This window comes from Embleya sp. L77, from assembly GCF_055557415.1.
Window position 1 is genome coordinate 1,190,915 of record NZ_CM145710.1, and the last position, 24,024, is coordinate 1,214,938.

Consider the following 24,024-nt stretch of genomic DNA (forward strand, 5'->3'; position numbering starts at 1 on the left):
TTTGTTGACCACAAACACCCATCGATCTGGCAAATCTTGCCGAGTGGTGGCCGGCGGTGGATATCGCCGGCGAATCCGGACGGTACGCGCCGCCGGCGGCTGCCGAGCGATACGCAACGCCGGCGGGTCGGTCGGGCCCGCGGTCGGCCCGCCGCCCTCAGCAGCCCAGCCGGGCGTACCGTTCCAACCGGGCCGCACGCCGCTCGGCCGTGGGTCGGCGCAGCAGGCCGACCAACTCGTACTCCAGCACCTGCGCCAGCCGGGCCAGGAACGCGACCGGCTCGTCGGCCGCGTCGGGCCGCTCGGCCACGATCCGGTCCACCACCCCGTCGCGCAGCAGGTCCAGCGACCTGATGCCCTGCGCGGCGGCGATCTCCGCGCCCCGGGACGGTGTCCGGTAGCGCAGCGCCGACGCCCCCTCGGGCGGCAGCGGCGACAACCAGCCGTGCTGGGCGCACAACACCCGGTCGGCGGGCAACAGCGCCATGGCGCCACCACCCGCGCCCTGCCCGAGCAGCAGGCACAACGTCGGGGTGGGCAGGGTGACCAACTCGGCCAGACAGCGGGCTATCTCGCCGGCCAGGCCACCCTCCTCGGCCTCCCGGCTGAGCGCCGCGCCGCCGGTGTCCACGACGCTGACCAGCGGCAGGTCGAGTTCGGCGGCCAGCCGCATGCCGCGCCGGGCCACCCGCAGCCCGGCCGGGCCGAACGGACCGTGGCTCGACTGGCGGGCCCGGTCCTGGGCCAGCACCACGCACGGCGCGCCGCCGAACCTGGCCAGCGCGAGCAGCAGACCTGGGTCGCTCTCGCCCTGGCCGGTCCCGTGCAGCGGCACCACGGCGCTCGCCGCGTGTCGCAACAGGGCGCGGGCGCCCGGGCGTTCGGTACGACGGGAGAGTTCGACCGAGGTCCACGCCGGGACGTCGGCCAGATCCTCCACCGGCAACGGCGCGACGTCGGGCAGGTGTTCTCGCGGCGCGGTGACGATGTCCAGGACTCGTGCGGCCACTTCGCCGAGCCGGTCGGGCTCGACGACGGCGTCCACCAGGCCGTGCGCGTACAGGTTCTCCGCGACCTGGACACCCTCGGGGAAGGGTTGCCCGTGCAGAGCCTCGTACACGCGCGGGCCCAGGAAGCCGATCAGCGCGCCGGGTTCGGCGGCGGTGACGTGGCCGAGTGAGCCCCACGAGGCGAGCACACCACCGGTGGTGGGGCCTCGCAGGTAGACGAGGTACGGCAGGCCGGCGCTCTTGTGCGCGGCGACGGCGGCACTGATCCGTACCATCTGGAGGAAGGCGACCGTGCCCTCCTGCATTCGGGTGCCGCCGGAGGTCGGCGATGCCACGAGCGGCAGCCGTTCGGCGGTGGCACGTTCGATCGCGGCGACCAGGCGCGAGGACGCGGCCACCCCGATCGAACCGGCCAGGAAGTCGAACTCGCAGGCCACCACGGCCACTCGGCGACCCCGGATGCGGCCCTCGCCGGTGACCACCGACTCGTCCACGCCGCTCTTGGCTGCGGCGGCCCGCAGTTCGTCGGCGTACCCCGGGTCCAGCCGCTCCGGGCGGTGCGGCGCGGTGTCCCAGCTCGTCCAGGTGTCGGGGTCCAGGACCAGCCGGATCAGTTCGTGCGCACCGACGCGGGTGCGGCGGGTCGGTACGGGCGCGGTCGCGGGCGCCGGCACGGGCGCGGTGTTCATGCGCGCCGCGCGGCGTGCAGGGCGCGGGCGTCCTCGGCGTCGAGCCACGCCTGCACGCTGTCCGTGTGCTGGCCCAGCGTCGGCGGTGCCTCGTGTCGGCGCCGACCGCCGTCCGCCGAACCGCCGTCCACGTCGGCCACGCCGTCGAGGCGGATCGGCGGGCCGGGCAGGGTGATCGGACCGAGAGTGCTGTGCATGACGTCGAGCAGCAGACCCTGCGACTTGGTCTGGTCCCACTCGTAGACCCGGTCGATGGTGCGCACCTCGCCGGCCGGTATGCCCGCGGCGGCCAGTTCCGGCAACAACTCGTCCACGGCCCGCGCGGCGAACGCGGCGTTGATCGCGTCCGCGAGTTCGGCCCGATTGACCACGCGGTCGGCGTTGACCGCGAAGCGCGGGTCGTCCACCGCCAAGCCGACCATCGGCGCGAACTTGGCCCACAACTTCTCGCTGCCCACCGCGACCTGGATGATCGCGTCCTGGCAGCGGTAGGAGCCGTACGGCTGGAGCGAGGGATGCAGGTTGCCCTGCGCGTGCCCGACCTGGCCGGCCACGGTGTAGTTGGTGCCCTGGAAGGCGTGTACACCGACGATCGCGGCGAGCAGCGAGGTGCGCACGACCCGGCCCAGGCCGGTGCGTTCGCGCTCGTGCAGTGCGGCGACCACGCCGTAGGCGCCGTACATCCCGGCCAGCAGGTCGCCGATCGGCACGCCGATCCGGGTGGGGTCGTCGGGGCCGGGGCCGGTCAGGCTCATCAGGCCGGCCTCGCCCTGGGCGATCTGGTCGTAGCCGGGTCGACCGCCCTGCGGGCCGTCGTGCCCGAAGCCGGTGATGGACAGCACCACCAGGCGCGGGTTGAGCCGGGTCAGCTCCTCCATCGGGAAGCCGAGTCGATCGAGCACGCCGGTGCGGAAGTTCTCCACGAGCACGTCGCTGTGCCGGATCAGTCGGGCCAGCGTCCGTCGGCCCTCCTCGGTCTTCAGGTCGAGGACGATCGACTCCTTGTTGCGGTTGCAGGACAGGAAGTAGGTCGACTCGCGCGCATCCTCGGCCCCGACGAACGGCGGACCCCAGCCACGGGTGTCGTCGCCGCCGTCCGGGTTCTCCACCTTGATGACCCGGGCGCCCATGTCGCCGAGCATCATCGCGGCGTGCGGGCCGGCGAGGGCGCGGGAGAGGTCGAGCACGACGAGGTCGCAGAGCGGTCCGCTCACGTCGAAACACCCCTTTCTGCAAGTGTGCGGTGCGGCGCGTCCGTGCATCCGTGCGGTGTCCGGGTGTGGTGCGTGACGCGTGCCGGAAGTGCGTGTGTGCGCGGTGCGGGTGGCCGGACGAGATGCGTCGTCCGGCGCCGAATGCGTCCAAGCTAGGCGGCTTCGCGGTTCCGCTCGCCGTCAGTTACTGCCCAAGGAATCGCGCTCGCTTGGCAAAACTTGGTGTTGGAAGCCGGGCGCGTAGTGCGCGTCCTCGGGCCCGAACACCCGCCGGGCGAAGTCCACGAAGCGAGTCGGCGCACGATCGAGCAGCGCGGCCAGGGTGCGCGGATTGCCGGTCAGGCCGTGCCGGTCGTAGAAGGCGAACATCGCGGTGAGGGTGTCCAGCGCATAACCGGACAGCCCGCCGGCCCGAGCCTCCTCGCACCAGTCGCGCGGGTCGATCCGGCGTGCGGTCACCGGCCGGCCCAGCACCTCGGACAGCTGCCCGGCGATCCGCCGAGGGGTCAGCGCCTCGGGACCGGCCAGTTCGTACACCGCGTCCTCGTGTCCCTCCTCGCACAACACCACGGCCGCCGCCTGGGCGACATCGCGCAGATCGACGGCGGCGAACGGCGCGTCCACCCGGTACGGCACCGCGAAGTCGCCGATCCGCACGATCGCGTCGCGCGCGTCGAGGGTGTTCTGCTGGTACGGCCCCGGCTGCAACACGGTCACCGCGAGGCCCGACTCGAACAGGGCCTCCTCGACCCGCGCCTTCGCCTCGTGATGCGGCATGGCCCGCAACTGCGGCCGCAGCACCGAGTGGAACACGAACCGCCCCACCCCGGCCCGCTGCGCCGCCGCGATCACCGCACGACCGATGGCCGGCTCGTCCGGATGCACGTTCGGGGCGATGTGATAGACCGCCGTACCCCCGCGCAGCGCCCGGTCCAGGTCGGCCGGCTCCCCGACGTCCCCCACCACGGCCTCGGTCGCCCCCGCCGCGAGCGCCACCGCGACCTGCTCGGGCCGGCGCACGAACGCCCGAACCCGAGCCCCACGCTCCGCCAACGCCCAGGTGAGCGCCCGCCCGGTCTTGCCCGCCGCACCAGTGATCACGATCATGCACTCACGCTAGGCAGCCGACCGATCCCCGGCACCGTCCGCCCTCGCCAACAGCCACCCCCGAAATCGGGCACATCCTGCCGAAGGCAGGACGCGTCGGCGTCACCCGGTCCAGGGGTTCCAGCCGCCGATGGCCGCCGTTGCCGCACGCGCCGACTCGGTGATCGTGCGGGTCCACTTGGCGCACGTGCACGGTGGAAGGCGGCGCCGCCCGACCACGACGGAGACGGTGAAGCACTGCGCGCCCTGATGGTCGTGGATCGGCGCGTGGATGGTGGCCACGTCGAGCGCCTCGTCGGGAACCGATGCGGTGAACTCTTCCCAGTCGGCGTCCGGGAGGTAGTCGCGCAGCGTCGCGATGGTGGCGTCCGGCATGCCCGACGTCACGAGGTTGGCCAGCACGTCGTTGCGCGCGGCGGGTGCCGCGGTCAGGCATTCGATCAGGAACCCGGACTCGCGCGCCTCGCGCACGACGCGGCGCAGCGTGCCGCGGCGCGCCGTGACGGGGACGAGCGGCGTGCGCTCCAGCCAGGTGTCCAGCGCCTGGTCCCCGTTCCACAGCAGCTCGGCCAGGCCCAGGGGCGGGACGGCGGGGAAACGATCACCCCCCCAGGTCCTGGGGACGCCCGGTGCCGATCGCCCCGGCGCGGCCGACCACCACCGTCTCGCCGTCCCGGAGCGCGGTCAGCAGGCAGCTCAGACCGAGGTCCCGGTGCAGGTCGTTCAGGTGCGGAAGCAGCACGTCCAGCGGCGCGACGCCGACTTCCGCCGCCCGTCCGAGCCGGGCGATCGCCGCGCCGAGGCGGTAGGTCTTGTCGGCGGTGCGGTGCACGAACCCGGTCTCGGTCAGTGTCGTCAGGATGCCCAGGCAGGTGGGCTTGCTCAGGTCGAGGCGCTCCGCGATCACCGCCGGCGACAGCGGCCTGCCCGCGTGGTCCGCGAGCAGATTGAGCACCTGGGCCACCCTCTCGGTGGGTGGGGAACGCCGCTCGGGCATCGCGCCTCTTCCGCTCGCCGGGACCACATGGTGACGCGCCGCTGCCTCCGCCGGGCGCGGGCGACGGCGCGCGAGAAGGATTCCACATGTGGCACGGGGTGCACCGCGCGGAGCCCTCGACCGGGTGGCCGACGATCGGCGCGAATGGCCCGATCCCACGCGAACCGCGCCACGCGCGCGACCTGCCGGGTGACCTCCGGGTCGAACGTCGCCCAGATCCCCGGCGGGGACCTCACGTCGGCGTGGCCCGGATCGGGTGGGGGCCTCGGGTGGCGAGCAGGGCGCGGGCGGTCAGGGCTGCGCGGAGCGGGCCCTGGCGGTCGGGGGCGTCGGGGCTGACCCGCAGGAGGGACTCGATCAGGGCCAGGCGCTGGTGGACCGACTGGCGGCGCAGGAACAGCACGCCGGCGGTCTCGGTCTTGGAGCAGCCGCAGCGCAGGTACGCCTCCAGGGTGTCCACCAGGCCCGTGCCGCGCGCGGCGTCCGAGGCGAGCAGCGGACCGAGCTGGTCCTCGACCAGGTCGGCGAGTTCCTCGGGGGTCAGCCGATCCAGCACCCGTTCCAGGGCCCAGGCGTCGGCGAGCACCGTGTCGGCGACGGCCGCGGACCGCACCGGCCGGAGCCGACGGGCCAGCCGCAGGGTGTCCCGCGCGGCGCGCAGGCTGTGCCCCACTCGGGCCACGTCGCGCACCAACGGCCCGAGCGCGGCGGTCGGCTCGTCGCCCACCACCGTCGGCAGACCCAGGCGCGTGGCCAGTTCGGCGACGTGCGTGTCCCGGTCGAGCGCGATCAGCGCGTACGCTCCGCCCGGCCCGTCGCTGACCAGGCCGCGGCCGCCGCAGGCCCGCAGCCCCTCGTACAGCGCTGTCACCGCCCGCACCGGATCCGGCAGGTGCAGGGCGACACTCGCCCAAGCCGCCGTCCCGGCCGGAACCAGGCCGCAGACCGTCAGCCGCGCCGCCACCTCGCGCGGCGGCAGCGCGTCCCGCAGCAGCCCCTCGACGAGTTCACGACGCTCGCGCCCGACCCACCCGTCCCGATCCGCCAGCCGCAACAGGGCCGGCGCGAACACCTGCGCCGCGTGCTCGGCCACCTCCACCGCGACCTCGACGGTCGGGCCCGACCACGACCCGGCACCCTCGTGCTCGTCGGCACCGGGGCGTAGGCTCCCCGCCCGGCCCCCGGCCTCGCCCGCCGGCGCGTCGGCCACGGCCGCCGCACGGCCCTCGCCGGCGTCCGCGCCCTCCTCGTCCCCGTCCGCCCTGTCTGTCCCGTCCGCCCCTTCCGCCCCCGGAGCGCCCAGCAGCAACCGCCCCCACAGCGCCCCGCGCAGTTCCACCCCCGCCTCCGCCGCCGGCGCCCGCACCACCCGGGTCGGGGCCTCGGTGCCGGCCCAGGACGTGATCGTGCCGTCGATGCCGGCCAGGACCACCGGTCGGTCGGTGAGACGGGACAGGGTCCGGGTCAGCTCGTCCACGCCCGCGCCGCGGGCAAGCACTCCGGACAGGACCCGGACGATCTCGTTGATGTGCCGCAGCCGCGTCACCGCCGAGTCGAGGATGGCCGCGTTCACCGCCTCGGCGATCGCCACGAACGGAACCACCCCGCGCAGCACGACCAGCGGCAGCCGCGCCTCGGCCGCCGCCCGCACCACGTCGGCGGGCACCTCGCGGAACGTGCGACCCACCTCGAACGCCACCCCGGCGACCCCCGCCGCCGCGAGGTCGACGACGTAGCGCCGCCGCTCCCCCGCGTCCCGCCCGGCCAGGCCCAGACCCGTGGTGAGCAGCAGTTCGTCACCGCGCAGCAGCGGCGCGATCTCGTAGATCTCGCTGGAGTGCACCCAGCGCACCGGGCGCTCCAGATCGGCGCGCCGATCCGGTACGAAGGGATCGGCGGCACGCAGCAGGGGGTGTGCGAGGACCGCTCGCAGGGACAGCGTCATGGACACTCCGTCCGGAGGATGCGCCAGTATCCCGGTCACCGTGTCCGTTGTCACGGCCCCGCGGCCCGAGGAACCTTCGGTGATCACCCCACATCACCACTCACCACATCACCGGCGCATCCGCACCGCACCCACATCGCCGTACCCGCCCCACCACCCATCGCCGTGCTCCGCTCCGCCCCACCGGAGGTCTCCGTGGCAATCCTCGAACAGCCCCCGCAACCGACCGGCCCGACCCATCCCGTCGACCACAGCCAGTCCCTGGAACCGGTGCCCGACGAGGCCCGTGACTCGACCCCCGCACACCAGTTCTGGATCTGGGCGGGCGCCAACATCGCGCCGATCAATTGGGTGCTGGGCGCCCTGGGCATCGTGCTCGGCCTCGGCCTGCTGGACACCGTGCTGGTGCTGGTCGTGGGCAATCTCGTGGGCATGGGCGTGTTCGGCCTGTTCGTGCTGATGGGCCAGCGCACCGGGGTGACCCAGATGGTGCTGGCCCGAGCCGCCTTCGGCCGGCGCGGCGCGTACCTGCCCGCCGCCGTCCAGGGCGTCATCTCCGCCGGGTGGTGTGCGATCAACACCTGGATCGTGCTCGACCTGGTGATGGCCCTGCTGGACAGCGTCGGCTACGTCGGCGGCAACGGCACCAAGGTGGTGGTCGTCCTGGTCGTGATGGCCGCCCAGATCGCGATCGCCGCGTCCGGCTTCGGCGCGATCGCCGGCTTCGAGCGCTGGACGGTGCCCGCGACCCTGGTGGTACTGGCCGCGATGACCGTGGTGGCCTGGACCCGGCTGGACATCGACTGGGGTCACACGAGCACGTTGAGCGGCGGCGACCGGTGGTCGGCGATGAGCACGGTGATGACCGCGATCGGCGTCGGCTGGGGCATCACCTGGTTCGCCTACGCCTCGGACTACTCCCGCTTCGTCCCTCGCGCCACCTCCCGGCGCAGGCTGTACGCGGCCAGCGTGCTGGGCCAGTTCCTCCCGGTGGTCTGGCTCGGCGTGCTCGGCGCCTCGCTGGCCACGGTCAACGCCAAGGCCGACCCCGGCCGGCTGATCGTCGACTCGTTCGGCGGCCTGGCGATCCCGGTGCTGCTCCTGGTCCTGCACGGCCCGATCGCGACCAACATCCTGAACCTGTACAGCTGTTCGTTGTGTGCCCAGACCCTGGACATCAAGGTCTCCCGGCGGGTGTTGTCCTGCCTGGTGGGCGCGTTCGCCACCGTCTTCACGCTGTTCCTGGTGTTCCGGGCGAGCCTGGCGCACACCCTGGACACGTGGCTCGCGGGCATGGTGACGTGGGTCGCGCCGTGGGCGGCGGTGATGCTGGTGCACTTCTACGTCTTCGCCCGGCAGCGAATCGACGTGCCCGCGCTGTACGCCGCGCCGCGTCGCGGTCTGCTCGCGGACGTGCGCTGGTCGGCGATCGTCGCACTGGTGCTCGGCATGGTCGCGACCTGGTGCTTCGAGTACGGCGTGCCGCAGGCGCTGCGCGGGCCGGGAGCCGAGGCGATCGGCAATGTGGACCTGTCCTGGCTGGCCGGCTCGCTGGTGGCGGGCGGCCTGTACCTGGTGCTCGGCCGCCGCGAACGAGCCGTGCGGTGACCGCAGGTGTGCGGTGCCCCCAGGCGTGCAGTGAACGACGGCGTGCAGTGAACGACAGCGTGCAGTGAGCGAACGAATCCACCGCGACCCCCTGGAGCGATCCGACATGCAGGGCAACAGCCGCACCGTGACCGACTGCCGGCTTCCGGGCCGCCCGGAGCGCGTGGACATCGCGGTCGAGGCCGGCGTCATCACGAGCATCACCCCCGCCGGCAGCACTCCCGCGTCCGGCCCCGTCCTCGACGCCGCCGGGGCCCTGGTCACCCCGCCGTACGTCGAGCCGCACATCCACCTCGACACCGCGCTGACCGCCGGACAGCCGCGCTGGAACGTCTCGGGCACGCTGTGGGAGGGCATCGAACGGTGGTCCGAGCGCAAGGCCCTGCTGACCCGCGAGGACGTACTGACGCGCGCCGAGGAGGTGTTGCGCTGGCAGGTCGCGAACGGCGTGCTGCACGTGCGCAGCCACTGCGACGTGACCGACCCCGAACTGACCGCGCTGCACGCCCTGGTCGAATTGCGCGAGCGGGTGCGCGACGTGCTCGACCTCCAGGTGGTGGCCTTCCCGCAGGAGGGCATCGTCTCCTTCCCCGACGGCGAGCGGCTGATGGCCCGCGCCGTCGAGGCGGGCGCCGACGTGCTCGGGGCGATCCCGCACTTCGAGGACACCCGCGAGGACGGCGTGCGCTCGTTGCAGATCGTCTTCGAACTGGCCGCGCGGCACGGCCTGTTGGTGGACGTGCACTGCGACGAGATCGACGACGAGCAGTCCCGCTTCGTCGAGGTGGTCGCCACCCTCGCGCACCGCAGCGGTCTGGGTCGGCGCGTGACGGCCAGTCACACCACGGCGATGGGTTCGTACAACGGCGCCTACAGTCGCAAACTCCGCCGGATCGTGGCCCGTTCGGGCATCCACCTGGTCTGCAACCCGATGGTGAACCTGACCCTCCAGGGCCGCTTCGACGACTATCCCAAACGGCGCGGCCTCACCCAGGTCAAGGAGATGCTCGCGGCCGGGGTCAATGTGGCGTTCGGCCACGACGACGTGATGGACCCGTGGTTCCCGCTCGGCACGGCGAACCCGATCCAGGTCGCGCACGCCGGCATCCTGGCCGCGCAGTTGTCCGGACAGGACGAGATGGACGAGGTGTTCGCGATGGTCACCGAGCGGGCGGCGCGGGTGCTCGACCTGGGCGAGCGCTACGGTCTGGCCGTCGGGCGTCCGGCCGACTTCCTGCTCCTGCCCGCCGATTCGCCCTTCGACGTGCTGCGCCGCCAGGTCCGCCCGAGCCGGGTGATCTCCCGCGGCCGCGTGGTCGCCGAAACCCCCGCGACCCCCACCCGCCTGACCTGGCCGGGCCGCCCGCCCGAGGACGTCGATTTCGTCCGACGCCGAGCCGACCAACCGCCGAACCGCTGAACCGCTGAACCGAACCGCTGTGCACGGCCGCGCCCCCCGACCACCGGTGGTCGGGGGGCGCGGCCGTGGCGTGTCGCTACAGCAGGTCCACCGCCGGATAGGCGTCGCCGCCCGACAGCAGCGCATAGCCGGGACCGCGGTCGAAGAACGGCTCGACCTCGGGCCGGGCCGCGCGAACCGAGGCGCGCAGCGCGGTGGTTGCCGCCTCGTCCACGGCCAGGTCGTCGCCTTCGCCGGTGAGCACGACGCCGTAGTCGTCGGCCGCGGCGGCGCGCGAGACCTTGCCCCACCGCACGTCGCGCAGCACCGATTCGGTCTTCCGGTCCAGCGGGTCGCCCCAGCCGCCACCGCCGGTGGTGCGGATCCGGATCACCTCGCCGGCCTTGACCGGTTCGTCGTCGACCAGGCCGTCCATCTCGCGTTCGTTGGGGCCGCCCGGGTCGATCACCACCTGGAAGGAGCGTCCGGCCTTGCCGCCCTTGACGCCCCAGCAGGACAGGATCGAGCGGTCGGCGATGGACATGAAGGACGCGTCGAGCAACATCCGGATGTGCTTCTCGTAGCCCAGACCGCCGCGGAACTGACCGGGGCCGCCGGAGTCGGTGGCCAGCCCGAGCCGCTCCACCAGGAACGGGAAGCGGGATTCGGTGAATTCGGTGGGCAGGTTGCGCGAGTCGGGCACCACGTGGATGGTGTCCTCGCCGTCCGCGTAGTAGCGCCCGCCGGAACCGCCGCCGAGCACCTCGCGCATCAGGTACGAGCGGCCGTCCGCATCGTGGCCGTACACGCCGGTGTAGCGGATCGTCTCCTGGTCGGCGGGCATCTTGCCGTCGACGGCCTTGGCCAGCACGCCGGCGAGCACGCCGAGCAGGCGCAGGATGACGAAGGTACGGGCGTTGGTCGGGGCCGGGAAGATCGGCGTGAGCAGCGTGCCCTTCTCCGGGAACTTCATCTCGATCAGCGGCACCACGCCCTCGTTGACGTCGAGTTCGGCCATCCGCTCGGGGGTGTCCGCGAGGTTGCGCAGGATCGGCGCGAGCCACTTCTTGAGGAAGTTGCCGTCCGCGTAGTCACCGCAGTGGTTGATCGGGCCCTTGGCCTGCCTGGACGTGCCGGTGAAGTCGATGACGATCTTCTCGGGCGTCTTGGTCAGGGTGATCCGCTGCGTGTGCAGCATCGGCTCGTCCACGCCGTCGTGTTCGGCGTAGTCCTCCCACACGTACTCGCCGTCCGGGATCTTGGACAGGATCTCGCGTCGGTAGGTCTCGGTGGTCTTGTCCAGGATCGCGTCGAAGCACGCCTCGACGGTCTCCCGGCCGTAGCGCTCGAAGAGTTCGCCCAGGCGGCGCGAGCCCATCAGACACGCCGAACACTCGGCGTCCAGGTCGGCGGCGAGCGAGTCGGGCATCCGCGAGTTGCGGGTCATGATGCGCAGCGCGGCCTGGTTGGGCACACCCTGGTCCCACAGCTTGATCGGCGGGACCATCAGGCCCTCTTCGTACACGCTGGTCGCGCCCGAGGGCATCGACCCGGGGCAACAACCGCCGATGTCGTCGTGGTGGCCGAATGCCTGGACGAAGGCGACCACCTGTCCGTCGGCGAAGACGGGCACGGTGACGCACAGGTCGGGCAGGTGGCCGATGCCGCCCTCGGACTCGTAGACGTCGTTGTGGAAGAACACATCCCCCGGACGCATCGTCTCCAGCGGGAAGTCCCGGGCCACGGGGTGGACCAGGGCCGAGTACGAACGGCCGGTCAGCTTGCGCAACTTGCGGTCGTGGATGCCGGCCCGGAAGTCGTGCGCGTCGCGGATCATCGGCGAGCGCGAGGTGCGGCCGATCGCGGTCTCGACCTCCATCTCGACCGAGGCGAGGGTGCCCTCGACGATCTCCAGGAGCACGGGGTCCACACCGTGCAGCGCATCCTGCGGGGTGGTGGCGGTGGCGCTCATGCTCAGGCTCCCTTCGAGGCGGTGTCAGCGGTGCCGGCGGCGGCGGTGTCGCGGGTGACGACGACGTTGCCGTAGGCGTCCACGCGGGCGTCGAAGCCCGGGTGGATCGGGATGGTGGAGCCGAACTCCTCGATGATGGCCGGGCCGCTGACCAGGTCCCCGGGGGCCAGTTCGGCGCGGGCGTACACGGCGGTGTCCACGTAGCCGTCGCGGTCGACGAAGCACACCGGACGGGTGCCGGTCCGGGCCCGCTCGACGCCGCCGTCGCGTCCGGGCAGTTCGCGCAGCTCCGGGCGGCGGATCGGGCCGACGCCGGTGACGCGCAGGTTCACCCACTCCACGGGCTGGCTCGCGTCGCCGCGGAAGTTGTAGCCGTACAGCTGCTCGTGCGCGGCGTGGAAGCCCTCGGCGACGGTGTCGGCGAGCGCGGCGTCGAACGGGCCGTCCGGCACCGGCACCCGCACCTCGAACGCCTGGCCGAAGTAGCGCAGGTCGGCGGTGCGCACGTAGCGGTGGTCCTCGGCCGCGAAGCCCTCCTTGTCCAGGGCCTCGCCCGCCTTGGCCGCCAGTTCGGCGTAGATGCCCGCCACCTTGGGGTGGTCGAGATCCGGGTGGCCGCCGACGGCGGTCTGCACGTAGTCGCAGCGCACGTCCACGGTGAGCAGGCCGAATGCCGAGACGTTGCCGGGGTCGCGCGGCACGATGACGCCGGCGAGGCCGAGGATGTCGATGAGGCGGCACAGCAGCAGGGACCCGGAGCCGCCGAAGGTGGCCATGGTGAAGTCGCGCACGTCCAGACCGCGCTTGACGGTGATCTGCCGCAGTGCGTTGGCCTGGTTCCAGGCGGAGATCTCCAGGATTCCGGTGGCGCACTGCTCGACGCCGATGCCCAGTTCGGCGGCGAACTTGGTCAGGCCCTCGCGGGCGGCGTCCACGTCGAGCGGGATCTCGCCGCCGAGCAGATGCGGGGGGATCCGGCCGAGCAGGACGTGTGCGTCGGTGATGGTCGGCTCCGTGCCGCCCTTGCCGTAGCACAGCGGGCCGGGGTCGGCGCCGGCCGAGCGGGGGCCGACCTTGAGCGTGCCCTCGGGCGAGATCCAGGCGATCGAGCCGCCGCCGGCGCCGACGGTGACCACGTCGATCATCGGGATCTTGGAGGGGTAGCGGCCGATCGAGCCCTCGGTGGTCAGCGTCGGCTCGCCGCCCAGGACCACCGACACGTCGGTCGAGGTGCCACCGCCGTCGCAGGTCAGGACCTTGTCGAAGCCGGCCTTCTCGGCGATCAGCGCGGCGCCGAGGGCGCCGGCGGCCGGGCCGGACAGGACCGTGGTGATCGGCTGGTGCACGACCTCCTCGGCGGAGAGCACGCCGCCGTTGGACTTCATGATCGCGAACGGCACGCGGCGTGCGGCGTCGGTGCCGCCGGCCGCGGTGGTGAACTCGTCCAGGCGCCGGCGGATGCCGCTGACGTAGCGGGCCACGCGCGGCTTGACCGCGGCGTCCACGAGCGTGGTCATCGAGCGCTCGTACTCGCGGTATTCGCGCAGCACCTCGGAGCTGATCGAGACCACCGCGTCGGGGTGCTCCTCGCGCAGGATCTCGCGCATCCGCAGCTCGTGCGCGGGGTTGGCGTAGGAGTGCAGCAGGCACACGCCGATGGTCGCGATGCCCTGCTCGCGCAGCCGGCGGGCGGCGGTACGGGCGCCCTCCTCGTCGAACGGGCGGACCTCGTTGCCCTTGTAGTCGAACCGGCCGCCGACGGTGTGCACCAGGTCCACGGGCACGATCCGGTCGGGCTTGACCCAGAAGTAGGAGTTGCCGTAGCCGTCCGGGACCGCCTGGCGGGCGATCTCCAGGATGTACTCGTAGCCCTCGGTGGTGATGAACCCGAGGCGGTCGATCTTGTCTTCCAGGAGCTGGTTGGTGGCCACCGTGGTGCCGTGCGCGACGGCGGTGACGTCGGCTCCGGTGCAGCCGAGCAGGCCCAGCACCTTGTCGATGCCGTTCATGAAGCCGTCGGCCGGGTCGGCGGGCGTGGACGGCGTCTTGGTGGTGACGAGCTCGCCGGACTCCTCGTCCAGGGCGACCACGTCGGTGAAGGTTCCGCCGGTGTCGATACCGATCCGGATCCGTCGGCGGGGTCCCGCCGTTGCGGCAGGCGTCATCAGCGCGCTCCAATCGGAGGGGGCAGGGAAATCGCATTCGCGGAGGGCGGGTCGCCCGGCTGCTGTCAGCGATTCAACTTCGCCGCGCCCCGTCACGGAATCGGCAACTTCTGCCAAGGGACTCGGCAACAGTTGGTGATTCCCGTGAGCAGGGGTGGTGACTCCCGCGAGCGGAGGCGGTGATCCCGGCGGGCAGGAGCGGTGCCTCCCGCGGGCAACCGCCGCCCTGAGGTCTGGACCAATTCCCGGTTGAGGTCTGGACCAATCCCCCGAATACAACCCGCACCCACCCCGATCGGTTCCCGAACTCACCGAAAAGAAAGGGAAGTTGCCGGGAATTCGGCGAGGCTCGGATAGGGTCGGCGCAGGCGGATGTCGCAGAGGGTGACGCCACGACACACCGACGGGGAGCAGCCGTGGTCGAGCGCGAGCAGGACGAGTGGAACTTTTCCACGCCGCCGGCGGGCGAGTCGCCCGAGGATTGGGCGCCGACCGGCATCGACGTCACGGTGCCCAGCGTCGCCCGGGTCTACGACGCGATCCTGGGCGGCAAGAACAACTTCGCGGTGGACCGGGCGATAGCCGACGAGGCCCTCAAGGATCTGACCAACGAGGGCGCCTGGGCCAACCGGCACATCCTGGCCCGCGGCGTGCGGTACATGGCGTCCGCGGGCATCGACCAGTTCGTCGATTTGGGATCGGGGCTGCCGACCGTGCAGAACACGCACGAGGTCGCCCAGCAGGTGAACCCGAACGCCGCGGTCGTGTACGTGGACAACGACCCGATCGTGCTCGCCCACGGTCGTGCGCTGCTCGCCGAGAACCACCGCACCCGGGTGGTCACCGCCGATCTGCGCGACCCGGCGGACGTGCTCGCCCGCCCGGAACTGCGCGAACTGGTGGACCTGACGCGACCCGTGGGCCTGCTCCTGGTCGGCGTCCTGCACCACCTCGCCGACCACGAGGACCCGGCCGGCGTGGTGCGCGCCTACCGTGACGCGCTGCCGCCGGGCAGCCACATCTTCATCACCCACTTCTGCGACTCCACGCCGGAGGGGCGGGCGCTGGAGAAGATCTTCCTGAGCCGGCTGGGCAGCGGTCGCTTCCGCGCCCTGGAGGAGATCGAGGGCTACTTCGAGGGCCTGGAACTGGTCGAACCCGGCGTGGTTCTGCTGCCGCTGTGGCGTCCGGACGAGCCGGTCACCGAACCGCTCACCCCCGAGGGCCACCTGTCGGTCGGCGGCATCGGCCGGTTGCCCCGATAATCTCGACGTCCCGGCCGTCCTCGCGGCCGGCCCCTGTCCGGACCCCTCGGGAGCACCATGAAGATCGCCATCCTCGACGACTACCAGGACGTGGCCCGGGGGCTGGCCGACTGGGAGTCGCTGGGCGCCGACGTACGGGTGTTCACCGAGCCGTTCGCGGACGCCGCCGAGGTGGTCGACGCGCTGGCGGGCTTCGAGGCGATCGTCGCGATGCGCGAGCGCACCCGGTTTCCGGCCGAAGTGCTGGCCCGATTGGCCGGCCTGCGGCTCCTGGTCACCACCGGACCGGTGAACGCGGCCATCGACGTCGCCGCCGCGCGCGAGCTGGGCGTCGTGGTGTGCGGGACGGGTTACGTCGCGTACCCGACCGCCGAGCTGACCTGGACGCTGATCCTGGCCGCCGCCCGGAACCTCCCGGCCGAGGTGCACTCGATGCGCACCGGCGGCTGGCAGGTCGGGCTCGGCGTCGGATTGCGCGGCAAGGTGCTGGGTCTGCTGGGCCTGGGCCGACTCGGCACGGAGGTGGCCCGGATCGGGCGGGCGTTCGGCATGGAGTGCGTGGCCTGGAGCAAGAACCTCACCACCGAACGGGCCGCCGAACACGGCGTGACCGCGGTGGCCCGGGAGGAGCTGTTCGCGCGCGCCGACGTGCTCTCCGTCCACACCGTGCTCAGCGCCCGCACCCGGGGCCTGGTCGGCCCGGCCGAACTGGCGCTGATGAAGCCGACCGCGATCCTGGTGAACACCTCGCGCGGCCCGATCGTGGACGAGGCCGCCCTGCTGGGTGTGCTGCGCACGAGGTCGATCGCCGCGGCGGCGCTGGACGTCTACGACATCGAGCCACTGCCCGCCGACCACCCGCTGCGCGGCCTGGACAACGTGGTCCTCACCCCGCACATCGGCTACGTCACGCGCGAGTTGTACGAGACGTTCTACCGCGACGCGGTCGAGGACATCGCCGCCTTCCGCGCGGGCCGACCGATCCGGGTGCTCACCTAGCCGACAGCCGTCGCCCGGGTTCGGCGGCTGCGGGCCGCCGGCGCCCGATCATCGTTCGTGGATCACGATCACCCGGTCCGGCCCGGATCCGGTCCGGGGTCGTCCGGGTCGGCGCCTCGGTCGTCGGCCGTGCGGGTGCGGCCGTGTACTTGCGTGGGACGAGCCCCGGGCGGCACATGCGCCGCGCCGGAGGCGTCCGGACGCAGCCACCGCAGGTATCCGAACACGCCCACCACGGCCAGCGTGGCCACGGTCGCGCAGATCGCCGCCAGCTCGACCGCCGCGGAGCCGGTCAGGACCGCGGCGACCAGCAGGCCCATGGCGGCGGCGCACGCCATCAGGGCCGTCCATTTCGATATCGCCATTCCATCGGGTGCCCGCACGTGCACGTGCGCTCGCATCCGGCGCCGGCGCGGAGCCGACTCGGGAATCGGGTCCTCGAACACGCGCAGCAGCGCGACGAACTGCTCGTCCTGGAGCAGCGACTTCTCCAGCCACGCAAGAGTCCGACGTTCCCGGCCCGAAAGCGAAGGTCCGTCCACCACATCCACCTCCCACCCGGGAGCGCGGGGCGGGACCCGTGTGGCGGGGTGCGCCGGGCGGTATCCGCGAGGCGAACCGTTCGCCGGCGGGACCGACCGGCGGCCCGGTCCTGGGTTCGGATCACTCAGATTCGGATTACTCGATTCGGATTTCTGACCTCTTCACCGATGGGTGCACCTTTTCCGATCGTCGCCGGTGTGGAGCACTGACGCGCTTCGCGGCAACCGGCTGCGCTACAACCGCCGCAGCCCGACGACGCCTCGCAACGCGAGCATGAGAGCCATCAGGCACGCCACCCCGCCGACGATCACGTTGCTCGTGATGGTGCGGGTGGTGTCGACAGCCCCGGTCACGACCCAGGGGGCCACGATCGTCCAGGCGCCGATGCAGAACGCGGCCCAGCTCATCGCATGCGTGCGTTCGTAGGCGGAACCGAAGCCGCCCATCAGGAACGCGAGCGCCACGCCGGTGATCAGGTTGGCCGTCGCCAGAGTCGTGAAGCCGTTGAACCCCACGATCCATGGGGAGGCCGCCAGGTAGACGCCGCACAGCATGCCCAGGGCTTCCGCCCCCTGTGCCACCGGGCCGGTCGTGGCCCGCTCGGAGTGAGCTCGAAGTGTCACTATGTCCGGATGCTGTTCAATCGGTGACGCTGTCGGCGAGGACACGTCCACCACCCTCTTTCCGGCCGAGGAATCACGGTCCCCTGGTTGATAGCCGACGCAATCCCGACCAATCCCCCGAACTCGAATATTTACCGCATATTTCCCCCGCCGTGCACTCGCCGTGAGCCGTGGATTGACACGGCACTACATATCGAGAAAACTGGATGTAACATCGCCCCCGGGAAGGAACCCCGTGGACCCGCTGGCCATTCACAAGGCGCTTGCCAACCCGGCGCGGCTTCGGTTCATGCACTGGCTGAAGGAGCCCGCGAAGTACTTCGACGAGAACTCCTACCGACAGCAGGGCCTCGGCTTCCACATCGGCGTCTGCGTCGGCGACATCCAGGCGCGGGCCGGACTGGCCCAGTCGGTGGTGTCCGGTTACCTCCAGACGCTCAAGGACGCGGGGCTGCTCGACTCGGAGCGCATCGGCAAGTGGACCTACTACCGCCGCAACGAGCAGGCGATCGCCGCCTTCGCCGAGCACGTCCGCACCGAACTCTGACGGGAGCGGGACCGGGCCGCCCCACACCCGGCACACCCGCCCGCGCCCTCCTCCGCACCTCCACCGGCACCGGTGCGCCCTCCTCGGGGCGTTCCCCTGCCTTGATGCATCTACATATCTCGATATGTATCGAGAGAATCGAAAGGCCACGATGAGAAACACCTCCCTGACGGTCCCGACCCTCGCCCTGGGCGTGTTCGGGATCATCACCACCGAGATGGGCATCGTCGGCGTGCTGCCCCAGGTCGCGGCCAGTCTGGATGTCAGCGCCTCCACCGCCGGTCTGCTCGTCGGCGTGTTCGCCCTGGTGATCGCGGTGTCCGGGCCGTTCATGACGCTGCTCGCCTCGGGCGTCAACCGCAAGACCGTGCTCGCGACGGCGATCGCCGTGTTCGCCGTGTCGAATGCGGTGTACGCGCTGACCACCCGGTTCGAGGTGATGTTCGCGTTCCGGATCATCCCCGCCGTCTTCCATCCGGTCTTCTTCTCGGTCGCGCTGGCGACCGCGGCGAAGCTGGTGCCCGCGCGGGACGCGGTGCGGGCCACCACGCGCGTGTTCGCCGGCGTCACCGTCGGCTTCGCCTTCGGCGTGCCGCTGACCTCCTACCTCGCCGAGCACCTCTCCCTCCAGGCGGCGTTCTGGTTCGCCGCCGCGGTCAACCTGATCGCGTTCGTGGGCATCCTGCGCTTCCTCCCGGCCATGCCGGTGGAGCGGCGACACTCCTACGGCGCCCAGGTGGGCGTGCTGCGCAGCGGCCGGATGTGGCTGACCATCCTGTCCGTGGTCCTGGTCTTCGCCTCGATGTTCTCGGTCTACGGCTACTTCGCCGAATACCTGGACGAGGTCACCGACCTGGACGGGTCCTGGGTCGGCGCACTGCTGATGGCCTTCGGCGTCGTAATGATCCTGGGCAACTTCGCCTTCGGCGCGCTGTTGCGGCGCAACCCGATCCGCACGGTGCTGTTGTTTCCCGCGCTGTGCCTGGCCGTCTATCCGCTGCTGTACGCGGTCGGCCCGTACCCCGCGGCGATGGTGGCAGCGGTACCGATCTGGGGCGCGGTGCACGCCGGCGGGCTGATCGTCAGCCAGAGTTGGCTGGGCCGCGACGCCCGGGACTTCCCCGAGTTCGGCAACAGCCTGTTCATCTCCTTCTCCAACCTGGGAATCACGGCGGGCACCACGGTCGGCGGTTGGGTGCTGAGCGCCGCCGGGGCGCGCGAACTGGCCTGGGTCGGCGCCGGCTTCGCCCTCGCCGCACTGGCCGCGATGCTGCTGCGACTCAACCTGGACCGGATGCGGCCGCACCAACGCTCCCCCGAGGCCGCGCCGGCACCCGCCCGGAGGCCGACGCCGGCCACCCGCGCGCCGGCCGAACCAGGGGCGATCGGGTTGGGTCGTTCGGGGGTTTGGTGAGTGCGCGTGTGCACACTGTGACCATGGAAAAGCTCTCCTTGGATGCCCAGGTCCGCGAACTGCTCAAGCTCGCCGCTGCCTCGTCGACGGGGCGCAGCGCCCACACCGTGTACGGCGGCCACGAGCACGTGTTGCGGCAGACCCTGATCGTGCTGACCGCGGGCACCGTGCTGGCCGAGCACGAGAATCCCGGCGAGGCCACGCTGCTGGTGCTGCGCGGGCGGGTCGTGCTGGTCAGCGGCGAGACGTCGTGGGAGGGGCGGTCCGGCGACTTCCTGGTCGGCCCCAAGACGCGGCACAGCGTGGAGGCGCTGGAGGATTCGGCGGTGCTGCTCACCGTGGCCAAGCGGGACTGACCGGCGCCGGTCGCGGATCGGCGTCCGGCCCGGGCGGGAGAGCGTGCTGCCCGGGTCGGACGGGATTCCTATGTGCGGGGCCCGGAGCGGTCCATCGGCTGCTCCTCGGCGTCGATCGCCAAGCCCTCGTCCATTGTGTTCCATGGCACACGAGCGGGTGTGAGCAAGGTCGACCGTGACGGTGCCCGGCTCGCGTGGCACGACCTCGGCCGGCCCGCCGGCATCATGGCGGTGCCGGAGCAGCCCCGACCCGAGGTAGGCAAGCGCGTGATGAACCTGTTCGACGTCGAGACGCTACCGGTCGGCCCGTGGCGCAACGGCGGCGGCGACACCCGCGAGATCGGGTCGCAGTCGCCGACGGACTCGGCCGAGGCGGACTTCGACTGGCGCGCGAGCATCGCGACGATCGCCGCCGACGGGCCGTTCTCCGCCTTCCCCGGCGTCGACCGCACGATCACCCTGTTGGCGGGCGCCGGCGTGCACCTGGTCGGCGACGACGGGCTCGACCACCGTCTGGACCGACCCGGCGAGCCGTTCGCCTTCTCCGGTGACACGGGACTGCGGGCCACGCTGCTCGGCGGCGACACCCGCGTGCTCAACATCATGACCCGGCGCGGGCGATGGGCCGCCCGCGTGCGCCGTACCGATGCACCGGTGCTCCCGCCCGCCGGTCACGCCGGCGTGGTGTACGTCCTGTCCGCGCCGGCCGGCGACGGGTCCGGGTCGGCGCTGCGGGCGGGGCAGGGGGCCTGGTGGACGAGCGGCACCGCCGGGCCGGCGGTGCCGCTCGCAAGCGGTGCGGTCGCGCTGTGGGCGGACCTTCGTCCGCTGTAGGGGTGGCTGTGCGGTAGCGCTCGTGCCAGTGGCGCCCGCGCCGTGCTGCCGACGCGGTGTCGCCGATCGGGTAACGCTGACGTCCGGACGGTTCAGGGCATCGTGCGCAGGTGCGCCGCGATCGTGTTGGCCAGGGCGTAGCCGGCGGTCGCGTCCCAGTTGACCGACCACGTCATCGCCCCGCGGATGCCGGGCCAGGTGGTGGCGGGTCGGAAGCTCCCGCAACTGGTGCCCGTGGCCAGGCAGTCCAGCGCGTTGTTCACCACACCGGGCGAGACGTGGCCGCTGCCGGCCGCGCGTCCGGTGGCCGGTACGCCGAGCGCGACCTGGTCGGGGCGCAGCCCGCCCTGGAGTTGGATGCACGCCTGGGCGGTCAGGAAGTCGACGCCGCCCTGGGCGTAGAGCTTCTGGTCGCAGCCGAACATGGTTCCGGAGTTGTAGTACTGCATGTGCACGATGGTCAGGATGTCCTTGATGCCCAGGGCGAGTTGGAAGTACGCGGCCTGGTTGGACTGCATGTCCAGGGTCTGCGGGGCCATCGTGATGATCAGGCTCGTGCCGATTTGCGCCCGGATGGCGCGCAGCGCGGTGGCCATGTACGTGGGGCTGACCCCGTTCTCCAGGTCGATGTCGACGCCGTCGAAGCCGTATTCGCGCAGCAGCGCGGTGGTGGTGCTCGCGAAGGTGGCCGCCGACGCGCTGTCGCCGACCCAGACCGCGCCGAGTTCGCCGCCGACCGACAGGATCACCTTCTGTCCGCGGGCGTGCATGGTGGCGACGTCGGCCTTGAGGTCGGCGTTGGTGTAGCCGCCGAGCGCGGTGGACAGGCCCGGGTCGACGCCGAAGGTGACCGCGCCCCAGCGGGTGCGGTCGGCCTCGGCGAAGGCAACCGCGACCAGGTTGTAGGACGTGGGCACGTCGCGCAGGCGCAGGTTCGCGGAGCCGTTGACGAAGTTGTGCCAGTAGCCGGTCATCACCCGCTTGGGCAGGCCGGTCGGGTCCTGGCCGGTGGGCCCGTCCGGACCGGTGGTGACCGTGACCGGCGCCGAACGCGCGGACGTTCCGGCGCTGTTGGTCGCGGCGACGGAGAAGGTGTAGGTCGTCTCGGGGGTCAGGCCCGGTATCTCGGCGGCGGGGCCGGTGACGGTGGCCACCTTGGTGTCGGCGCGGAAGACGTCGTACGCGGTCGCGCCGGGCACCGCGGACCAGGTCAGCGAGACGCTGCGCGCGGTGCTGCCGGCCGCGGCCAGGCCGGTGGGGACGGCCGGGATCGTGGTGTTGCCGCCGGGGCCGACGAGCGAGACGTCGTCCGCGAGGTAGGCGGGTTGTCCGTACCAGCCGTTGAGGTGGAGTGTGACGCTGGTGGTGTTCGGGCCGGTGCGGAACGTGGTGGTGAGCTTTTGCCACGTGGTGGCCGAGGAGGTCCAGGTGGAGACGTCCGTGGTGCCGGTGCCGCTCGCGCCGAGGTGGATGTACGAGCCCTGGACCCAGGCGGATTCGGTGTAGTCGGAGTCGGGTCGCACCGCCACGGTCTGGGTGCAGCGGGCGTTGTCGCCGCCCGCCGGGGTGGCCTTGAGGGCGCCGGTGCCGGTGTGTACCGGCGTGCTCACCGGGCTGCCGGAACCGCCGGAGCAGGTCCAGCCGGACAGGCCGGACTCGAAGCCGCCGTTCACCACGAGTTCGGCGGCGGCCGGCGCGGGAGAGGCGAGCGCGATCAGGCCGGCCGAGGCCATCGCGCATGCGGTGAGCAGGGTGGTGACGAGGCGGCGCGGGGTGCGCCTGCGGCGTGCGGCGGCCTGGTCCGCGCGGCCGACTGGGGGACGTATCGGTGCCATCGTGGGGTGTTCCTCCCGTACCGGCCCGGGCGATTGCCTGCGGGCGTGGGCGTGCGTGGAAGGGAGGGTGGACCCGGGTCGGCACCGCACTGCCTGATGGGACGTCAGGCTGCCTCGGCGCAGGGCGTGCGCAGGCCGTCCGGGCGCACCCGAGGGTGCCGGGGGTGCCTGTGTGTCAGACGAGTTGACCGCCGGTGCCCGCGAACTGTCAATAGGTCTGGACCAATTGCCTCCGCACGACCTCGGCCCCGGCCGGGCCCCCACTCTCGCCCCCCGCTTCGATCACGCCTCGATCCCCGGGCGGCGGCGGGTTCAGGCGCTCGGGACGGGCTGCGGCGGTGGCGGGCCGGTGTAGCGGGCGATCGGGCGGATGATCTTGGTGTCCTCGGCCTGCTCCAGGATGTTCGCGCACCACCCGATCACCCGGCTCGCGGTGAACGTCGGGGTGAACATGCTCCGCGGGATCCCGCACAGCTGCATCACCACGCCCGCGTAGAACTCCACGTTGACGTGCAACTCGCGGCCCGGCTTGAGTTCGGCCAGGATCCCGGTCACCCGACGGTGTACCGCGGTGGCGAACTCCACCAGTTCCACGCCCTGCGCGTCGGCGTGTTCGGCGAGTTCGGCGGCGATCTCGGCCAGCATCACCGCGCGCGGATCCTCGGTGCGGTAGACCGCGTGTCCGAAGCCCATGATCCGCTCCCCCGCGGCGATCCTGGCCCGCACCCACGCGTCGATCCGCTCCGGCGAGCCGATCTCGTCCAGCGCCTCCAGGGCCCGATCCGGCGCACCGCCGTGCAGTGGGCCGGAGAACGCGCCGATCGCGCCGGCCACCGCGGAGACCAGGTCCGCCCCCGAGGAGGCGATCACCCGCGCGGTGAACGTGGAGGCGTTGAAGCCGTGGTCGATGGTCGCGATCAGGTAGCGCTCGATGGCGGCCACCTGCGCGGGCTCGGGTTCCGTTCCGGTCACCAGGTGGAGCCAGTTGGCCGCCGTGGACAGGTCGTCCCGCGGCTCCAGCGGCTCGGCGCCCGCGCGGATGCGGTACAGCGCCGCCAGGATGGTCGGGGTCACCGCGCCGACCAGCAACGCGTCCGCCGCGCGCCGCCGCGGATCGCACTCCCACAGCGGTGGCAGGTTGCGCGCGGCGCCGATCAGCGACAGCGCGGTACGCAATCCGGCGAGCGGGTCGAACTGCTCGCCGGCCATGGCGATCGACCGCAACACCGGCCGCAGTTCCTCGGGCAACACCCGCAGGCGGGCGATCTCCGCGGCGAACGGCGCCCGTTCCTCGGCCGCGGGCAACCGGCCGTGCACGAACAGGAACCACACGTCCTCGAAGGTGCGGGTGCCGGCCAGTTCGATCGCCGAGTACTGCCGGTAGTGGTAGAAGCCCTCGTTGCCCCGCACGTCGCCCAGTTCGGTGGTGGTGACCACCACCCCCTTCAGGCCCCTTGGTACGTCGATCCGCTCGTCACCGGCGACCGCCATGACATGCCTCC

General features: G+C 72.1%; 20 protein-coding genes. 8 read left to right on the plus strand and 12 right to left on the minus strand.

The window, feature by feature from the left end:
* Positions 1-157 precede the first annotated feature (157 nt).
* The 6 genes from ACZOOI_RS35285 to ACZOOI_RS35310 form a co-directional block, all read right to left on the minus strand.
* On the minus strand, positions 158-1,699 hold the full coding sequence (locus ACZOOI_RS35285; protein WP_465283639.1) for a carboxyl transferase domain-containing protein: 1,542 nt from the start codon (positions 1,697-1,699) through the stop codon (positions 158-160).
* Positions 1,696-2,913, minus strand: coding sequence for a CaiB/BaiF CoA transferase family protein (locus ACZOOI_RS35290; protein ID WP_465283640.1), 1,218 nt, complete (start codon positions 2,911-2,913; stop codon positions 1,696-1,698). Before ACZOOI_RS35290 ends, ACZOOI_RS35285 begins: the two co-directional genes overlap by 4 nt.
* Before the next feature lie 180 nt (positions 2,914-3,093).
* Positions 3,094-4,020 carry an SDR family oxidoreductase gene (locus ACZOOI_RS35295; RefSeq protein ID WP_465283641.1) on the minus strand — a complete coding sequence of 309 codons (927 nt, stop codon included), beginning with the start codon at positions 4,018-4,020 and terminating at the stop codon, positions 3,094-3,096.
* A gap of 102 nt (positions 4,021-4,122) precedes the next feature.
* A complete protein-coding gene (locus ACZOOI_RS35300; protein WP_465283642.1) occupies positions 4,123-4,491 on the minus strand; it encodes a hypothetical protein in 369 nt (122 codons plus the stop codon).
* 130 nt (positions 4,492-4,621) lie between these two features.
* Entirely contained in the window at positions 4,622-5,017 is a 396-nt protein-coding gene (locus ACZOOI_RS35305; RefSeq protein ID WP_465283643.1) for a helix-turn-helix domain-containing protein, read from the minus strand.
* Positions 5,018-5,249: 232 nt separating this feature from the next.
* Complete coding sequence (locus ACZOOI_RS35310) at positions 5,250-6,962, minus strand: helix-turn-helix domain-containing protein (protein WP_465283644.1); 1,713 nt, start codon at positions 6,960-6,962, stop codon at positions 5,250-5,252.
* Positions 6,963-7,157: 195 nt separating this feature from the next.
* Here ACZOOI_RS35310 and ACZOOI_RS35315 point away from each other — a divergent pair, with 195 nt between their 5' ends.
* Positions 7,158-8,570 (plus strand): purine-cytosine permease family protein, encoded by a 1,413-nt coding sequence (locus ACZOOI_RS35315; RefSeq protein WP_465283645.1) that lies wholly within the window; start codon positions 7,158-7,160, stop codon positions 8,568-8,570.
* A gap of 64 nt (positions 8,571-8,634) precedes the next feature.
* The gene (gene codA, locus ACZOOI_RS35320; protein WP_465283646.1) at positions 8,635-9,990 is read left to right on the plus strand and encodes a cytosine deaminase; all 1,356 of its coding nucleotides are present in this window, start codon (positions 8,635-8,637) and stop codon (positions 9,988-9,990) included.
* Between the two features lie 76 nt (positions 9,991-10,066).
* Here codA and ACZOOI_RS35325 read toward each other — a convergent pair whose 3' ends face one another.
* Both ACZOOI_RS35325 and ACZOOI_RS35330 read right to left on the minus strand, forming a co-directional pair.
* The gene (locus tag ACZOOI_RS35325) at positions 10,067-11,941 is read right to left on the minus strand and encodes a hydantoinase B/oxoprolinase family protein (protein WP_396006266.1); all 1,875 of its coding nucleotides are present in this window, start codon (positions 11,939-11,941) and stop codon (positions 10,067-10,069) included.
* A gap of 2 nt (positions 11,942-11,943) precedes the next feature.
* Entirely contained in the window at positions 11,944-14,106 is a 2,163-nt protein-coding gene (locus ACZOOI_RS35330) for a hydantoinase/oxoprolinase family protein (protein ID WP_465283647.1), read from the minus strand.
* A gap of 416 nt (positions 14,107-14,522) precedes the next feature.
* Between ACZOOI_RS35330 and ACZOOI_RS35335 the strand changes: the two genes are divergently transcribed.
* Together ACZOOI_RS35335 and ACZOOI_RS35340 are read left to right on the plus strand one after the other, a co-directional pair.
* Complete coding sequence (locus tag ACZOOI_RS35335) at positions 14,523-15,371, plus strand: SAM-dependent methyltransferase (protein WP_465283648.1); 849 nt, start codon at positions 14,523-14,525, stop codon at positions 15,369-15,371.
* Positions 15,372-15,428: 57 nt separating this feature from the next.
* Complete coding sequence (locus ACZOOI_RS35340) at positions 15,429-16,370, plus strand: D-2-hydroxyacid dehydrogenase family protein (RefSeq protein ID WP_465283649.1); 942 nt, start codon at positions 15,429-15,431, stop codon at positions 16,368-16,370.
* Between the two features lie 68 nt (positions 16,371-16,438).
* On the opposite strand, the gene ACZOOI_RS35345 is transcribed toward ACZOOI_RS35340, so the two are convergent.
* A complete protein-coding gene (locus tag ACZOOI_RS35345; protein WP_465283650.1) occupies positions 16,439-16,912 on the minus strand; it encodes a hypothetical protein in 474 nt (157 codons plus the stop codon).
* Between the two features lie 234 nt (positions 16,913-17,146).
* Positions 17,147-17,494, minus strand: a complete 348-nt coding sequence (locus ACZOOI_RS35350; protein ID WP_465283651.1) for an SPW repeat protein — start codon at positions 17,492-17,494, stop codon at positions 17,147-17,149.
* A 277-nt stretch (positions 17,495-17,771) separates the two neighbouring features.
* On the opposite strand from ACZOOI_RS35350, the gene ACZOOI_RS35355 reads away from it, so the two are divergent.
* From ACZOOI_RS35355 to ACZOOI_RS35370, 4 genes are all read left to right on the plus strand, one after another.
* Complete coding sequence (locus ACZOOI_RS35355; protein ID WP_465283652.1) at positions 17,772-18,083, plus strand: ArsR/SmtB family transcription factor; 312 nt, start codon at positions 17,772-17,774, stop codon at positions 18,081-18,083.
* Positions 18,084-18,234: 151 nt separating this feature from the next.
* Positions 18,235-19,497, plus strand: a complete 1,263-nt coding sequence (locus ACZOOI_RS35360; RefSeq protein WP_465283653.1) for an MFS transporter — start codon at positions 18,235-18,237, stop codon at positions 19,495-19,497.
* 23 nt (positions 19,498-19,520) lie between these two features.
* Complete coding sequence (locus ACZOOI_RS35365) at positions 19,521-19,853, plus strand: cupin domain-containing protein (RefSeq protein ID WP_465283654.1); 333 nt, start codon at positions 19,521-19,523, stop codon at positions 19,851-19,853.
* 159 nt (positions 19,854-20,012) lie between these two features.
* On the plus strand, positions 20,013-20,687 hold the full coding sequence (locus ACZOOI_RS35370; protein ID WP_465283655.1) for a HutD/Ves family protein: 675 nt from the start codon (positions 20,013-20,015) through the stop codon (positions 20,685-20,687).
* A gap of 92 nt (positions 20,688-20,779) precedes the next feature.
* Here the strand turns inward: ACZOOI_RS35370 and ACZOOI_RS35375 are convergent, their stop codons facing one another.
* Together ACZOOI_RS35375 and ACZOOI_RS35380 are read right to left on the minus strand one after the other, a co-directional pair.
* Positions 20,780-22,522 (minus strand): chitinase, encoded by a 1,743-nt coding sequence (locus ACZOOI_RS35375; RefSeq protein WP_465283656.1) that lies wholly within the window; start codon positions 22,520-22,522, stop codon positions 20,780-20,782.
* 312 nt (positions 22,523-22,834) lie between these two features.
* On the minus strand, positions 22,835-24,013 hold the full coding sequence (locus tag ACZOOI_RS35380; protein ID WP_465283657.1) for a citrate/2-methylcitrate synthase: 1,179 nt from the start codon (positions 24,011-24,013) through the stop codon (positions 22,835-22,837).
* Positions 24,014-24,024 lie beyond the last annotated feature (11 nt).